The organism is Paenibacillus sp. sgz302190, from assembly GCF_059820445.1.
Map to the genome: position 1 here is coordinate 48,030 of NZ_JBZYAO010000024.1, position 14,936 is coordinate 62,965.

The following is a 14,936-nucleotide window of genomic DNA, read 5'->3' on the forward strand; positions in this document are numbered from 1 at the left end:
ACATGGGCTCAGGTTCACTTTCAGCGAAAATTCCTGCACTTTTGCAGGCTTTTCGCCAAAACAAGCCAATTTCAGAGGTAAAACCTGCACTTTCGCAGTTTTTTTCCTACCACGATGTCTCCTGTCCATCGCAGCGCGCGGTTGCGCTGCATGACGGCGGTCGGTCTTTTTGTTCAGTTCCACGACCTCGCAAGGAGAGGTACAAGCGGCTGTACCCCAATGTAGGGCCCTACCGGTTCTCCTAGCCCTAACAAAGTGTCGCGACTTTCTCGGAGCGATCTGCGATCTGCAGTTTTTTGAGCTGAAATCCGGGGTTCGGGCCGATATGAACGCTCGACAAATTTAAGTTGCATTTTTTCCCCCGGGGGACTACACTTAAAAGCAACCGAATAGAACGGGAGCTTGCGCGATGCAGGCTGAGAGTACGGCTAATCTGCCGTAGACCGTTGAACCTGTTGGATAATGCCAGCGTAGGAACCCGCTCAAAGTGTCGTATGATCACTTTGCCTGTTTGTACACAGGCAAAGTGTTTTTTATTTTATACTCAAAGGAGTGCTTCATTTCATGAACGTACAGCAAATCGCCGCAATGTTGGATCGGGTGAGAGCGGCAAAACCCCTCGTTCACAATATTACGAATGTTGTCGTCACCAATTTCACAGCCAACGGGCTGCTCGCTTTGGGCGCTTCGCCGGTCATGGCCTATGCCGAGGAGGAAGTCGCCGAAATGGCCGGCATTGCCGGGGCCCTCGTTCTCAACATCGGCACTTTAAACGCTGCGGAAGTGCGCGCGATGAAGCTCGCCGGCAAATCCGCCAATGCGCACGGCGTGCCGGTCGCTTTTGACCCGGTCGGCGCCGGCGCTACCGCTTACCGCACAGCTACGGCCAGAGCGATCATGGCCGAGGTCGATGTCGCCGTGCTGCGCGGCAATGCGGCGGAAGTCGCGCAGGTGATCGGCCGCGACGCGCAAATCAAAGGCGTCGATGCCGGAGAAAACGGCGGCGACGCGATGCAGCTGGCTGTCGCCGCGGCGCAGCAGCTTGGCACGACGGTTGCCGTTACCGGGAAAGACGACGTCGTCTCCGACGGGCAAACAACGTACATCTGCCGCAATGGCGATGCGATTCTCACAAGAGTAACCGGAACAGGCTGCTTGCTGACGTCCGTGATCGGCGCCTTTTTGGCCGTTGAAGCCGATCCGGTGAAAGCTTCGGCTGCAGCTCTCGTCACCTACGGCGTAGCTGCGGAAATCGCCGTAAAAAACAAAGGCTCCGAAGGTCCGGGAAGCTTCCAGATCGAATTGCTGAACGCCTTGGCGCAAGTTTCCGCAGAAGACCTGGACAAATATGCGCGCTTTGAACTTGTTTAACTGGAGGTACGGACGATGACATTATTTTCCGAACGGATTCGCCTTGCGGCGGACGAAAGCTGGGAAGCCAGCTTCCGTCACCCTTTTGTGACGCGGCTTGCAGACGGAACGCTTCCGCTGGAATGCTTCAAATATTACGTGCTCCAAGACTCGTATTACTTGTCGCAATTCGGCAAAGTGCAGGCGCTCGGCGCGGCCAAAGCGGCCGACCTGTATACGAGCGGGCGGATGGCCGAGCATGCGGTATCGACGTATCGGGCGGAGCTCGGGCTGCATGAGAAATTCAGCGCCCTGCTTAACATTACGGAAGCCGAGAGAGCCCGCTTCGAGCCGGCGCCAACCGCCTACGCCTACACGTCGCATCTGCTGCGCGCCGGGTACGAAGGGCATCTCGGGGACATTTTGGCCGCCATTCTGCCCTGCTACTGGCTGTACCAGGATATCGGGGAGCGGTTTAAGGATGCCACCCCGGGTCATCCGATTTATGAGGAATGGGTCGGCGCATACGGCAGCGACTGGTTCCGCACGCTTGTGCAGGAACAGATTGACCGTCTTGACGCCATCGCAGAACGGGTTACGGAAGGCGAGCGCGTGCGGATGGAACGGCATTTTGTCATTTCCAGCCGCTATGAGTTGGCTTTTTGGGAAATGGCCTACACGCTGGAAACGTGGTGATTTGCGAAAAATCAAGCAAAAATACCGGGGCCGCACACTTCGGGTGCCGGAAATGCCATTTTTTCAATTCCGTCTATGGTATTTTTGCTTGATCGCATGCACGAAAAGAACGATCGCCGGAATTACCGGAAACAAAGTAAAATCCCAAGTCACCCAGTATGGATTGACAGCGTTGAAAGCGATGATATTCGGGGTGATCATAAAGGCGAAGCCGAATAAAAACAGACCGAGCGGCACCGTTAAAACCCGAAAATCCCGCAAATTGAACAGCTGCGCAACTCCGACCGTAAAAGCGTATGTGTTCACGACTGACCGGAAATAAGTCGATAATATCCAGTTAATGGCGAGAATCGCTTCCACCCTTTCGAGAAAATGTCCGGCATTGATTTTTTTGGCCAGCGTATATGTCGCATAAACTTGATTCGTCAGCAAGTAGTGGCCGAGCACCAGCAGGGAGACGAGCGTAATGGAAAAAATGGCGAGACCGGCCAAAAAGACGCCGAGCAAATAATCCCGCAAAGTATGCTTGCTCTGTTTGACGCTTGGGAATATCATCCAGAACGTAACCAATTCGCAAAACGGAAACGATACAAAAAACAAAACGCCTTGCGTGATGCGGAAAGGACCTTGTCCAAAAAAAGGCTCCAGCTTTTTCGGATCCGACTGGGGCAGCAGCAAAACGATGAGAGCGACGAACAAAACGGCAAAGAGGATAAAAAAGACTTCGGAGGTTCGCGTTATCGTCTCCAGTCCGCCGCGAACCGCCATAATAACGATCAGTACCATCAGCAGATTGATGACCCGCATCGGGGTTTCCGTCATCATTTGCGCGGTAATAAAATCGCCGATTTCCCGAATCTGAACGGTCAGCGCCATCAAGAGAAACATCAGGTAGATGAGCGTCACCGCGCCTCCCGCCCATTTGCCCAGCACAAGCCTGTTGAACTCCACCATCGTAAGGCCTCTGAACCTTTGGCTGACTGCAAAGATACCCCACGCCACGGCAACTCCGATAGGCAGGCTGATTAATGCGGAAATCCAGGCATCCTGCTTGGCGTAAATGGTCGCATTGCTCGGCAAAAACAGCAGCATATCCCCGATAACGTACAAAATAACGAGAACGGACAATTGTTTCGTTCCGATTTGCTCTTTTTTCGGCAATATATAACCCCCTTATGAAACGAAAAAATGACTCAACCAATCGTTGATCGGCTTGTATATCGTATGAAGGAAGTTTAAGGGACTTGGCAGCATAATTTGCTTGACGGCGACAATGCCGGTCCATACGCCTGCAAGCAGGATGATGGAAAAGAGAACGGCTTCCTTTAACCAGCCTTTTCGCATTAAAGCCGGCAGCTCGATAAAGGCCGCCGCGGCTGCCGCCATCATGACGATCGCTATACCGAGCATGCTTGTTACTCCTTAAGATCGTTTTTGACAGGATTGTTGGTAATGCCGATCCGGCGGATGATCACTTCGACATCGTATTTGATTTCCAGGTTTTCGAAATAGGTGTTCCAGTCGTCTTTCATCCGTTCCCACGCTTTCGGGTCAGCCCTGTAAATCGCATGTCCGAAGCCGAAAATGTCCACATCGAATTTTTGCCGGACATGGGCGACTGTCGTTTGCATAAGCTCGGTAAGATGCTGCTCGTTAACCTTCTGCAGCTCGTTGATCGTTTGCGGATCGGTCAGATCGATTTGACATTCCGCCTCGCCGATACTGGAAACATTGAGCACCTTGATCGTAATGACAGGCTTGCCGCTCACGACACTGCCCTTGATGTCGGTTTTGGAACTTACCGTTTCAAGCACCAGCTTGCCCCCGTTCGGGCATTCCAGATTGCCTACCGAACTCGTTACGTTGTTCATAATATAGTTATAGCCCCTGCCTTCTTCCTCGCTCAGCCAGCCGATCATACGGTCTTTATAAAAAACCGCCAGCCCGGCGTAGCGCAATATCGCGGAAGGCTCGATTTCCTCCGTATTTTTCTTCTTCTCGCCTTCCTTTTGATTTCCGAGCACCCGGACCCCGCTCAATACCGGATTCAGTCCCTCGGTAACCAGCTGATCCACGAGCTGATCCATCGTCACGGTAGTTGTAGGCGACCAGGCTTTGGCTGACGTATCCAGCGAGTAAAACAAACTGTGAGCCGGAATTTTTTCCAAAGGCGTTAAAATTTTCAGCACGTCTTCAGCCGGAACCTGGCGCGCGACCATAATATAAAAGTCGGTTCTCGCTTCGGGATTGCGGTACAGCAGATCGAGCGTGCTGCTGATGCCTTCCCGGGCCACGGACTCGCCCAAAATCAATACCCGTATGTGGCCGGAGTATATTTTGCGCGGACTCGTCTCGGTCAGCTTGCGGAAGGCTTCGAACACTGTCGGCGCCGTCGCTTTGTACATCGTAACCGTCGATCGGCCGCTTCCCGTTCTGGCAAGCATTTCGCCGGGAATGACGACCTGAATGGAGATCTGGTATTGATCTCCCACCTTGTCGATGGCCGTCCCCATCTGGATCGCCAGTTCGTTCAACTCGCGCCGGTTCCAGCATCCCGTTGTCACGGTCAAGAGCAGGATCAGGATCAGAAAAGTTGCACCCGCTTTTTTCATAGCAGCTTTCCCCGCTTCAGTTGTTAAGTTCGTCGTCGCTATCCTGGCGGACCGTATCCCGGCCGGAGATCGATAAAGGCCTTCTGATCATATGCCTCCAAGGCACCCGGAACAGCGTATCCTTCTGTTCATGCAGGGAAAACGGAGCGAAGGAGCTCATGTACTGAACGCCGAACGAGCGCAGAGTCGTCAAATGAAGCACGAGCGCAATAAGTCCGATCAGAATGCCAAATAAGCCGAACGACGCGGCCAATCCCATCAAAACAAAGCGAATCATTCGGACGGCGATCGTCAGGCTGACGGAAGGCAGGACGAAGCTGGAAATGGCCGTGATAGCGACAATTATGACCATGGCGGCAGAGACGATGCCGGCCTCGACGGCAGCTTGGCCGATAACCAGCGTGCCTACGATGGAAACCGCCTGTCCTACCGTTTTGGGGATGCGCACCCCCGCTTCGCGCAAAATTTCGAACGTTACTTCCATCAGCATCGCTTCGATAAACGCCGGAAACGGCACGCCTTCCCGCTGTGCGGATAAATTGATAAGCAAATTGGTCGGAAGCATTTCCTGATGAAATGTCGTAACCGCAATATAGAGCGAAGGAGCAAGCAGCGCTATAAAAAAAGACAAAAAGCGGATGACCCGCAGCAAGCTGCTGATGTCGAAACGCTGATAATAATCTTCGGCCGACTGGAAAAATTGCACGAACAAAGCCGGAATGAGCAGCACGAAAGGGGTGCCGTCGACCAGAATCGCAATTCTTCCTTCCAACAGCCCCGCCGCAATCGTATCCGGACGCTCGGTGTTGTAAACGGTCGGAAACGGAGTATAAGTTTTGTCCTGAATAAATTCTTCGATATACCCGCTTTCCAAAACTCCGTCGATCTTAATCTTGTCCAGCCTGCTGAAAACTTCCTTGACGACCGCGTCGTCGGCGATATGTTTGATATACATAACCGCAACGCTCGTTTTGGTTACTGTCCCGATTTGAAAATTGTGATGCCAAAGCCGCGGGTCTTTGATTCGGCGGCGAATCATCGCCGTGTTGTTGCGGATATTTTCGGTAAAAGCCTCCATCGGGCCTCTGACGACTCCTTGGGAGGTAGGCTCGCTTACATTGCGGCCTTCCCAGCCGGCAGCGCCGATTTGAAGCCCTTCCGCAAAACCGTCGGTCAAGAGGATCGCCCCGCCCGACAGCAGACTGGTGTAGAGATTGGACTCATCGTCCAACAAGCAAACATCGCCCGCCGTAAGCACCGCTTCTTTCAAAAAGATCAGCGGGTTGACGCATTCATTGTACAAATCCGGATCGGCCGTCCGCCGGTCTTTGGAAAGAATCGGTTCGATAATGGACTGGTTCACAATCTGGTTGTCAACCAATCCGTCCATAAACAGCAGCGCCAATCGCCAACCTTCGGCAGACGTCAATTCTTTGATGATCAAGTCCTCACTGTACCCGAATTGCCGTTGTATATGCATCGTATTCCGCTCTAGTTCCGTATACAAGGTTGTCGCATTCTCTGTTTGCGGATCGCTGTTCATCAACGGTACCTCCGGCATCAGTATGATTTCCATTTTTTCCATACAGCCCGAAATTATGCAAACAAAAAAATCACCCTGCGGGTGACTAACGACTACATCCACCGGAAATGGATGACCGGCAATGAAAAACCTGCAAAAATACATGAATTTGCGTCCTTGATCATTCGCCACGAACAATTCCTGCAAAAGTGCAGGCTTTTCACCGAATACATGGACGCAGACTCACTTTCAGCAAAAATCCCTGTACTTTTGCAGGTTTTTCGCCAAAACAAGCCAATTTCGCAGGAAAAACCTGCACTTTTGCAGGTTTTTCACCCCCGACCAGCCTGCCAATCCGCCGAATAACTACCCGCCGTGCAGCACTACAATCCGCGCCGGGACAGGCGCTCATTAGGAAAGAGCCATTGCACAACGCCGGCACCACCGTCTTTTGATGGCAAAAGAACATGTCTTGCAAAAACATCCGGCTGGCGTTAGAAAATTGCGCGATACCTCTTTCATGACGCCGGGCCGCGGTGTTCAATGCAAAAAGGAGCCGGTACCAGCCGACTCCTCATTCCCCTACTAAACGGGGCATTTGGTTACAATCACATTTTGCTTCAGCCTTATTGGCTCAGCTCCTTAATAAAAGATCGAATCGTTCCGCTTGGCGAATACAGGCCTCTTCCCCTCCGCTGTCGCTTTCAATATGCCACCAGGCGGCAAGGAGCGCGTGACAGTACGCCCAGACAAGCACCCTTTCCTTGTTCAGATCCAATTGCTCAACAAACAGGTCGATTCTGCGTTCGGTAGCTTGTAAAGCTTGCTCCGGCGGCACATGGTTCATTAAAAAAGGGATTATTTCATACTCAGGTTCGCCAATCACTCCCTTGGGGTCAATGGCCAGCCAAGGTTCGCGTTCGGCGGATAGTATATTCTCATGATGCAGGTCGCCATGGAGCAGGTACTGTTTGCCGGGAGCGGACTGCAGCCGGGAAAGCAGCAGCTCCGCCTTCTCTATCATTGCCTTCGGGAAAGGCCCGGTTCCGCCGTTAAAATGCTTTCGCAGCCGCTCAAAGCCTTGAAACCATCCCGCCACAGTCGGAAAAGCCGGCTCCGCCGGCGGGGCCGCCCGCAGTTTTTTCATCACCGATGCGGCAATCAGCACCGCCGTTTCGTCATCCGCTACGGATTTTAACGTGTTCCCCGGCTTCAGCCTTTCCAACAAAATCAATCCCATATCGGCATCGGCATGGAGGAGTTTGACCATTCCGCGGCCTTCCAAGCACGTGAGCGCCATAATTTCCGCAGCCGTATCTTTGGAAGGGACTCCAAGCTTCAAAACGGCCTCTTCCCCTCCGCTATATACGACCGGAGCGACGAAGTTATAGCTGAGCGAATAGGAAGGAAGCACCCGCAGCGACCATTTGGCTTCAATGGAAGCGATCAGTTCATTGAAATCGTCCAGCCACTGTTCGCCTTTTTCCTTATGGACGCCAATGATCGTGCGGCTGAAATGTTCAGGCAGTTGGATCATATTATTGTATACCGATCCTCTGGTCCAGTTTTCCTTGCAAGTATACGACTCTCATAAGCACAGTCGCCGCTTGCGCCTTCGTCACAGTGCCCTGCGGATCGAACTTGCCGTCGATGCCGTCCAGCAATCCGAGTTGGGCGGCGAGAGCAACGGCGCCCTTCTCCGCAATGAGGTCGGCATCTTCATAGCCGAGCTTCGCATTGTTTTGCAGCTGCGCGGCCAGCTTGTCGTATTTGAGGAACTTGACAAGCAGAGCGGCCAGCTTTTCCCTCGTCAGCATGCTGCCCGGCTCCAGCCGCGGGGTTTTGCGGGGATCGAGCCACTGAGATTGAATATAAAACTGGGCGGCCGCATAATAAGCATTTTCTTTGTCCACATCCTCAAAATGCAGCTGCGGCTGCGAGCCGTTGTTCGCGTAATAAATCGAATCCTCATAATGCGGATTCAGCGCTTTCGCGGTCATCTGCAGCCAATCGCCGAGCGTAATGGCCTCATCCGGATGCAGCTTGCCTTCGGAATCGGCCTTCAAAATGGAGTGCTGAACAAGCGACTCCAAATCTTTTTGCGCCCAATGTCCTGCGATATCGGCAGGCAGCGCCGGCACATTTCCGCCGCCTTCGCCGGATAGCTGGAAAGTTTCCCGCCATTTGCCGGTAACGGCATCGATTATAAATCCGGCCTGCGTGCTGTCCTTGTAGTTTTGCTGATAAACTAGCTTAAGCACCGGTTCCGCATACCCTGTAGTTCCCGAATAAAAGCCGCCGAACTTGTGGTATTGCAGCACCGGAGCCGTGCCTTTCATAAATATTTTGAAAGCTTCTTCTTTTGTTGTAGCCGCCTCCAGCGAGGACACTTTCGCTTCCAGATCTTCCTCGCGGGTACTGTGATAGCTTTTCAGTGCGCCTTGCGCGTTCAACGTGATCGAAGTCGTATCGCCGCTGACCGGAAGCCCCTTGAATATACGCTGATAGCGGTACACGAACAAACCGTTCCCGCCATTGGCCGGGGAATCCGCCGACATCAATTTGAGTTCCTCGGCCGCATTCGGATACAATTGATTAATGAGAGCCAGCGCCTTCCCGTCCGCCGCCTTTTGCGCAATCGCTTCCTGCTTTTGCCCCTCTCTTGACGCTTCATTCACCAATGGGGACCCATACCCGAATCCGTCTGCCTGAAAATCGAGAATTCGCCCCGTTTTCGCATCAACGACGGCTGTGGATTGCTTTTCATACCCGCCAAAAGAAGGCGTTTGATTGGACCAGCTCAAGTTCCACACCTGCCGGTTATTTTCCCAATAGGCATTTAATTCCTTTCCGATCAGCTTCCGATCCGCCGGAATGGCTTCCAATCGCTCCGCGAGCCCGGCTGCCTGCTCGGCCGTCAGCAGTTGGCCGTCTCCTTTCCCCCCTGTCGGAACAAAAACTTGATCCGTCTTGCCGACATCAGAAAGCTGCTCAATGTCCGATTTCAGGTCTTTGCCCGTTTCATCCAGCAGTTTGCCGGTTTGCGCATCGATGCTCACATCGCCGCGCAAAGGAGCCCAGCCGAGAAACCAGCTTTTTTCTCTGGCGTATGGTTTATACAACGGAACATACTGCAAATTCAAATGAACGCTCGATTCGTATTTTTTAAGCGCTTCATCCTGGCTGACAGCCGGCTTCGAAGACGGATATTGTTCCGACGCTTTGGTTCGGTAATAACCCGTAACTTCCCCGTTGCCGTCTACGGTCACGGAAATATTGTCCCCGCTTGCGAGGCCGTCTATGAAAGGAGTGAACGTAAAATAATATTGAACAGGACCAAAAAGCGCATCTTCCCTTATTCTCGGCTGTTGTTCAAGCTTCAAGCTGTCGGACCCGATCGAAGGCGCTGCCTTGCGGATAAAATCTTTTGCCGATTCGAGGGCTTCCGCTTCGGTCTTTTTCGGCGGATAGTACGCCTCGCCGTCGGCGGCCTGGAAATAAAAGCTGGTTTGCAGCAATTCGCCGGTAATGGAATCAACCTTGCTCGTCAAACCGTAACTGCTGTTAGAACCGGTGCTGAACTCCCAGTTGATCGTCCAGACATTTTGATATTGAGGAGGATATGTATTCGTATCTCCCAACTGCACCTGGGCTGCCCGGGCATCCTTAAGTCTGGGAAATAAAGCCTTGACTTTCGCTACCGCTTCTTCCTGCGTAATTTTGGCTTCCGCCTGTTTGACCGGCGGCACCTGAACGGTATCGGCAATCGGAACCGCGGCGGACATGCCCTGCACTTCGACGGTTACGCTTTCGCCTGCAAAAGCCGGCAGCGGCAGCAGACTCATGCTCAAAACGGATAATACGGCAAGCTTGCCGGTCATCCCATTTATTTTTGGACGTGCATTCAACAACATCACTCTCCCAAAATTTGAATATTTTGCAAAGCCCATCAATATGTACGTGCCCAATTCCAAATAGTTCCGTTCTTATCAAGGAAACAAAATAAAACCGTCGTCAGCTCTTCGTCAAGAAGAACCGCGACGGCTTTGCTTATTTTTTGGGAATAAATCCGCCTTCATGCTTGCCTAATATTTCTGTCAATTCTTTTAAAAACATATTGATATCTTTGAACTGGCGATAGACGGAAGCGAACCGAATGTACGCCACTTCGTCGACCGGGTACAGCTGCTCCATAACAAGTTCGCCGATGGCCCGGCTGTCCACTTCCGCATGCGCGGTGTTGCGAAGCTGCATCTCTACTTCCGAGACGATAACTTCCAGCCTCTCCATGGAAACAGGTCTCTTCTCGCAGGCCCGGATCAGGCCTCTCAACATTTTTTCCCGGCTAAACTCTTCTCTGCTGCCGTCCTTCTTGATGACGATCAGCGGGGTTTCCTCTACCATTTCGAACGTCGTAAACCGTCTCATGCATTTCTCGCATTCCCGGCGGCGGCGGATCGATTTATTTTCGTTGGCGGATCTGGAGTCGAGCACTTTCGTACCGTTGTAGTCACAGAATGGGCATCTCACTGGGCTCTTAACTCTCCTTTCTTTTGAACGTCAATTACCATATGTTACTTGTCATGAACAGGAGCGAAACGCACATAATAGGATTACCAACGACAAGGAGGTGAACAACATGGGTGCAGGACAATCTCGCAGCAGCAATGTTCTAGTCGTTCCTCAAGCAAATGCCGCGCTGGATCAGTTGAAATACGAAGTTGCTCAAGAGCTGGGTATCGCCATCCCGCAAGATGGCTACTACGGCAACATGGCGACTCGTGATACTGGTGCCATCGGGGGTCACATTACTCGTCGCCTGGTACAAATCGCAGAGCAGCAATTAGCCGGACAATTCAAGTAACCCTTGAATAAAGGCTAACGTCCCGCGAGAAGTATTGAATCATTGCTCCTTCGATGGAGCGGGTTCAATGCTTCTTTCTTTTTTCATCAAAAATCTTCGAGAGAGCCCGGATTGCCCGCCGCTAAAGCGGATAAAGCATTTTCGATCCACTGCTCGGTGTAAAGTTTTTTGTACTTCTCATAGTAATACAGCACCCGCTGCACATAATGACGCGTTTCCCCAAAAGGTATCCGGCTGATATTCGCTTCCGTGCCGTCCCAAACCTCGTTTCTTTTCCATTGGTTGACATTGCCCTGGCCTGCATTGTATGCGGCTATGGCGTACGGCAAATTGCCGTCATAATGCTTCATCAGCCAACTGATGTACCAAGCTCCGAGATTGATGTTAATGTCCGCCTGCAGCAAATCTTCTTGTGAAAAAGAGCCCATATTCGCGGACTCGACGATCCAAGCCGCCGTGTCCGGCATAAGCTGCATGAGGCCGATCGCCCCTTTGCTCGATTCCAGATGATGCTTGTAGTTCGTCTCGACCCGAATGATCGCCGCAATGAGAAAAGGATCTGTATGATGATTCGCCGCGCTTTGTCGAATTTCCTTCTCGTAATAAATCGGGTACAGCTTGCGGCCGATAAAAGAACTGTTCATAAAGAGGAGCATAACAAAACAAATCAGCAGAAGAGCGAAAGCGCGCTTTTTCCGAAAAAATGTCATGTAAGCCCCTTTCTTAACCAAAATTCGCGAATCTGCCGCTCCGTTTCCTCCAAAGATCCGCTGTTGTCAACGAGGATATCGGCGCGCTCGCGCTTGATTTCGATCGGCATCTGCGCATCAAGCCTCCTGTCGGCCTCGGCTTCCGAGAGCCCGTCGCGCCGGATCAGCCGTTCCCGCTGCACTTCGCGGGGCACATAGACGACCATAATCTCTTGATACATATGTTCATAACCGGATTCATACAGCAGCGGCACATCGACAACGACCAGCTTGTCCGGATGCTCCCGTTCGGCCGTCTCTCTTTGCTCGAGCAACTGCGCGCGAATCGCGGGATGCAGCAAGCTCTCCAACAGCTTGCGCGCATCTTTGTCCGCGAAAACGATCTCGCCCAGCTTTTTGCGGTTCAAAGATCCGTCCGGCTGAATAACGGCTTGTCCGAACTGCTCCGCAACCCTGGCAAGAACCGGGCTGCCGGGCTCCACAACATCGCGGGCGATTTTGTCCGCATCAATCAATATGGCGCCGCGGCGGACGAGCATGGCGCTAACCGTACTTTTGCCGCAAGCGATTCCTCCTGTTAACCCGATATTCATCCGAAAAACTCCTTGCCATTAGAACATTTTCATGATTCCCATCAATACAAGCACGCATGCCGGAAGAATCGACAGCTTCCTCATCCAGTTGATCTCCGCATAGCGAAACCCGATGCGAAGTCCGGTCGCAATAAATATTCCGCTCGCCAAAGCGATGACAGCCGCCGTAAGTAATGGCGCAAACCCGATAAGAGCCGCCCCGATCCCTGCTCCGAATGCGTCGAGCGATAGCGCCAGCCCGAGCAGCGTCGCTTCGGACGCGGAAATATTGCCCGATTTATCTACATCCGCGATGGAAGGCGTCCGTAAAATTTGAATAACAAGTCCAAACCGTTTCAATTCGAGGTTTAAAATCTCTTTTGTCTTTTGCAGCGTATCCCCGCCCTGCGGTTCGGCCGGGAGCTGCCTCAAAGAAATCTCCGGCTCTTGCGCTTCCTGAGACTTATTTTGCAGCACCTGCGCAAACGCCCAGATGCCGATACCGATCAGGATGGCGGCGCCGATCCGCTTCGCTGCCTCCGGACTCAAAAACGAAGACAGGAGCACGCCGATTTGCATCGAGCTGAAAATAATAATGCCCGACCAAAGCGAAATAATGCCGATGGAAAGAAGCGGAATCCGAATTTTACGCAAACCGTACATCGCACCGACGCCAAAACCGTCCAAGCTGACCGCAAAAGCAAGAATAAGCAAAGAAATCACAGGAAGCATAATACCCCTCCTAAGAGTTTTCCATAGGATTAACTTCTTTCCCAGGTTACATTCTTCTTATCATATGGGAGGGGGTGGCGACTCGTGCCTATTTACCGGATTTCTTTGGGACTCTCTTCTGCTTCAGGGGCTGGCATGTCGGACAAATATGCGTCCCTCTGCCGCCGACAACCGTTTTGTAAATCTCGCTTCCGCACGCCTTGCAAGGTTCGGACTGCCGTCCGTAAATGTTCAATTGATGCTGGAACAGTCCGATTTCACCTTGGCCGTTCACATAGGATTTGATCGACGAACCGCCTGCTTCGACCGCATCCCGCAGCGTCCGCACGATGGCCTCATGCAGCAGCAGCAGCTCCTTGCGGGAAAGCGACGAAGCTTCGCGCTCGGGATGAATGCCTGACAAAAAGAGAGACTCGTCTACATATATATTCCCGATTCCGACGATACATTCCTGATTGAGCAGCAGCGGCTTAATCTTGGTGGAGCGCTTGGAAATACGTTCACTGAACGCCTCCGGCGTGAACGATTCCTCCAAAGGCTCCAGGCCCAGCTTCTGCAGCGGAGGCTGCAAAAACTCCTCCCCTTTCGGAAACAAATGCATCGTTCCAAACTGCCGCACATCCTTGTACCGCAGCTCGCTGCCGTCCGTAAAACGGAACAGCACATGCGTATGCAGCTCCAGCGGATCATCACCTGCGTACAAGCCATAGCGGCCTTCCATGCGCAAGTGCGAGACGAGCACATAATCATCCAAGACAAAGCGCAAAAACTTGCCGCGCCTTTCGATAATTTGAATCGTTTGACCTTGCAGCAGCGTCTCAAACATCTGAATGTCCTGCGGCTTCTGTATAATTCGCGGCAGCCTGACCTGAACATGCTCGATCGTTTTTCCGGCAACAAGCATATTCAGCGTTCTTTTGACTGTTTCGACTTCGGGCAGCTCAGGCACCAGGTCTCACCTCTATAAAATAAATTTTTTGTACCAATGGTAAAAAAAACAAGAATAGGCCCGTGCAGAAGCAAGAGCGGGGTGTATGGGCCGCGGGCGCAGGCCGGCGGCGAAAGCCAAAGGCGGAGCCACCGGCGGGGGCCGGCGGTGCTGGCCAAAGGCAGAGCCGCGGGCGCAGGCCGGCGGTGCGGGCCAAAGGCAGAGCCACCGGCGCGGGCCGGCGGTGCGGGCCAAAGGCAGAGCCACCGGCGGGGGCCGACGGCTCAGGCCAAAGGCAGGGCCGCGGGCGCGGGCCGGCGGCGAAAGCTAAAGGCAGGGCCGCGGGCGAGGGCCGGCGGTGCGGGCCAAAGGCAGAGCCGCGGGCGAGAGCCGGCGGCGAAAGCCAAAGGCAGGGCCGCGGGCGCGGGCCGGCGGCGAANCAGAGGCGAAAGCCAAAGGCAGGGCCGCGGGCGCGGGCCAGAGGCGAAAGCCAAAGGCAGGGCCGCGGGCGCGGGCCAGAGGCGAAAGCCAAAGGCAGGGCCGCGCTCGCGGGCCGGCGGCGCGGGCCAAAGGCAGAGCCACCGGCGGGGGCCGGCGGTGCTGGCCAATGGCAGGGCCCGGCTCGCGCGGTGGTGGGACCGCGGGCCAGCAGCAGCACCTCTGCCTGTCAGCGCGAAAAAACCTGCAAAAGTGCAGCTTTTTACCCGTTGATACGCTGGCAACGAAAAATTCCTGCAAAAGTGCAGGTTTTTCATCGAAAATATAGGCCCAGACTCATTTTCATTCAAAATTCCTGCACAATTGCAGGCTTTTCACCAAAACGACCCACTTTCACGGAAAAAGCCTGCACTTTCGCAGTTTTTTCGGCCTGGCGGGCATTATGAGGCCCGTGAGCCTGGCGTGCAGCATCCTCGCAGATGACTGTGCGGCCGGCCGCACGGAGGTCTCCG

15 protein-coding genes are annotated in these 14,936 nt (G+C 53.3%); 4 read left to right on the plus strand and 11 right to left on the minus strand.

Annotated features, from left to right (window positions below):
- Positions 1–564: 564 nt before the first annotated feature.
- Complete coding sequence (gene thiM, locus AC6RNO_RS23700; protein ID WP_497106981.1) at positions 565–1,371, plus strand: hydroxyethylthiazole kinase; 807 nt, start codon at positions 565–567, stop codon at positions 1,369–1,371.
- 15 nt (positions 1,372–1,386) lie between these two features.
- Positions 1,387–2,046 carry a thiaminase II gene (gene tenA, locus AC6RNO_RS23705; protein WP_474679650.1) on the plus strand — a complete coding sequence of 220 codons (660 nt, stop codon included), beginning with the start codon at positions 1,387–1,389 and terminating at the stop codon, positions 2,044–2,046.
- 63 nt (positions 2,047–2,109) lie between these two features.
- Here the strand turns inward: tenA and AC6RNO_RS23710 are convergent, their stop codons facing one another.
- From AC6RNO_RS23710 to AC6RNO_RS23725, 4 genes are read right to left on the minus strand one after another with little or no spacing between them, the layout of a single operon-like run.
- Positions 2,110–3,207 (minus strand): endospore germination permease, encoded by a 1,098-nt coding sequence (locus tag AC6RNO_RS23710; protein ID WP_497106982.1) that lies wholly within the window; start codon positions 3,205–3,207, stop codon positions 2,110–2,112.
- Between the two features lie 12 nt (positions 3,208–3,219).
- Complete coding sequence (locus AC6RNO_RS23715) at positions 3,220–3,456, minus strand: hypothetical protein (protein ID WP_497106983.1); 237 nt, start codon at positions 3,454–3,456, stop codon at positions 3,220–3,222.
- A 5-nt stretch (positions 3,457–3,461) separates the two neighbouring features.
- On the minus strand, positions 3,462–4,658 hold the full coding sequence (locus tag AC6RNO_RS23720) for a Ger(x)C family spore germination protein (RefSeq protein ID WP_497106984.1): 1,197 nt from the start codon (positions 4,656–4,658) through the stop codon (positions 3,462–3,464).
- Positions 4,659–4,674: 16 nt separating this feature from the next.
- Positions 4,675–6,201, minus strand: a complete 1,527-nt coding sequence (locus AC6RNO_RS23725; protein WP_497106985.1) for a spore germination protein — start codon at positions 6,199–6,201, stop codon at positions 4,675–4,677.
- Between AC6RNO_RS23725 and AC6RNO_RS23730 the strand changes: the two genes are divergently transcribed.
- Positions 6,184–6,546 carry a hypothetical protein gene (locus tag AC6RNO_RS23730; protein WP_497106986.1) on the plus strand — a complete coding sequence of 121 codons (363 nt, stop codon included), beginning with the start codon at positions 6,184–6,186 and terminating at the stop codon, positions 6,544–6,546. The genes AC6RNO_RS23725 and AC6RNO_RS23730 overlap by 18 nt on opposite strands.
- 268 nt (positions 6,547–6,814) lie before the next feature.
- Here AC6RNO_RS23730 and AC6RNO_RS23735 read toward each other — a convergent pair whose 3' ends face one another.
- The 3 genes from AC6RNO_RS23735 to nrdR all read right to left on the minus strand — a co-directional run bounded on the left by AC6RNO_RS23735 (position 6,815) and on the right by nrdR (position 10,710).
- On the minus strand, positions 6,815–7,717 hold the full coding sequence (locus AC6RNO_RS23735) for an aminoglycoside phosphotransferase family protein (RefSeq protein ID WP_488437748.1): 903 nt from the start codon (positions 7,715–7,717) through the stop codon (positions 6,815–6,817).
- Between the two features lies 1 nt (position 7,718).
- Positions 7,719–10,088, minus strand: a complete 2,370-nt coding sequence (locus AC6RNO_RS23740; protein WP_497106987.1) for a YcdB/YcdC domain-containing protein — start codon at positions 10,086–10,088, stop codon at positions 7,719–7,721.
- Positions 10,089–10,230: 142 nt separating this feature from the next.
- Positions 10,231–10,710 carry a transcriptional regulator NrdR gene (gene nrdR / locus AC6RNO_RS23745; RefSeq protein WP_474679658.1) on the minus strand — a complete coding sequence of 160 codons (480 nt, stop codon included), beginning with the start codon at positions 10,708–10,710 and terminating at the stop codon, positions 10,231–10,233.
- A 109-nt stretch (positions 10,711–10,819) separates the two neighbouring features.
- Between nrdR and AC6RNO_RS23750 the strand changes: the two genes are divergently transcribed.
- Positions 10,820–11,044 (plus strand): alpha/beta-type small acid-soluble spore protein, encoded by a 225-nt coding sequence (locus AC6RNO_RS23750; RefSeq protein WP_054797454.1) that lies wholly within the window; start codon positions 10,820–10,822, stop codon positions 11,042–11,044.
- A gap of 86 nt (positions 11,045–11,130) precedes the next feature.
- Here the strand turns inward: AC6RNO_RS23750 and AC6RNO_RS23755 are convergent, their stop codons facing one another.
- The 4 genes from AC6RNO_RS23755 to mutM all read right to left on the minus strand — a co-directional run bounded on the left by AC6RNO_RS23755 (position 11,131) and on the right by mutM (position 14,007).
- On the minus strand, positions 11,131–11,754 hold the full coding sequence (locus tag AC6RNO_RS23755) for a transglycosylase SLT domain-containing protein (protein ID WP_497106988.1): 624 nt from the start codon (positions 11,752–11,754) through the stop codon (positions 11,131–11,133).
- Positions 11,751–12,347: a dephospho-CoA kinase gene (gene coaE / locus AC6RNO_RS23760; protein ID WP_497106989.1), complete on the minus strand. Its 597-nt coding sequence runs from the start codon at positions 12,345–12,347 to the stop codon at positions 11,751–11,753. The genes AC6RNO_RS23755 and coaE overlap by 4 nt, the downstream gene beginning before the upstream one ends.
- Positions 12,348–12,365: 18 nt before the next feature.
- On the minus strand, positions 12,366–13,058 hold the full coding sequence (gene ytaF / locus AC6RNO_RS23765; protein WP_474679661.1) for a sporulation membrane protein YtaF: 693 nt from the start codon (positions 13,056–13,058) through the stop codon (positions 12,366–12,368).
- A gap of 88 nt (positions 13,059–13,146) precedes the next feature.
- Positions 13,147–14,007: a DNA-formamidopyrimidine glycosylase gene (mutM, locus tag AC6RNO_RS23770; RefSeq protein ID WP_497106990.1), complete on the minus strand. Its 861-nt coding sequence runs from the start codon at positions 14,005–14,007 to the stop codon at positions 13,147–13,149.
- Positions 14,008–14,936: the final 929 nt, after the last annotated feature.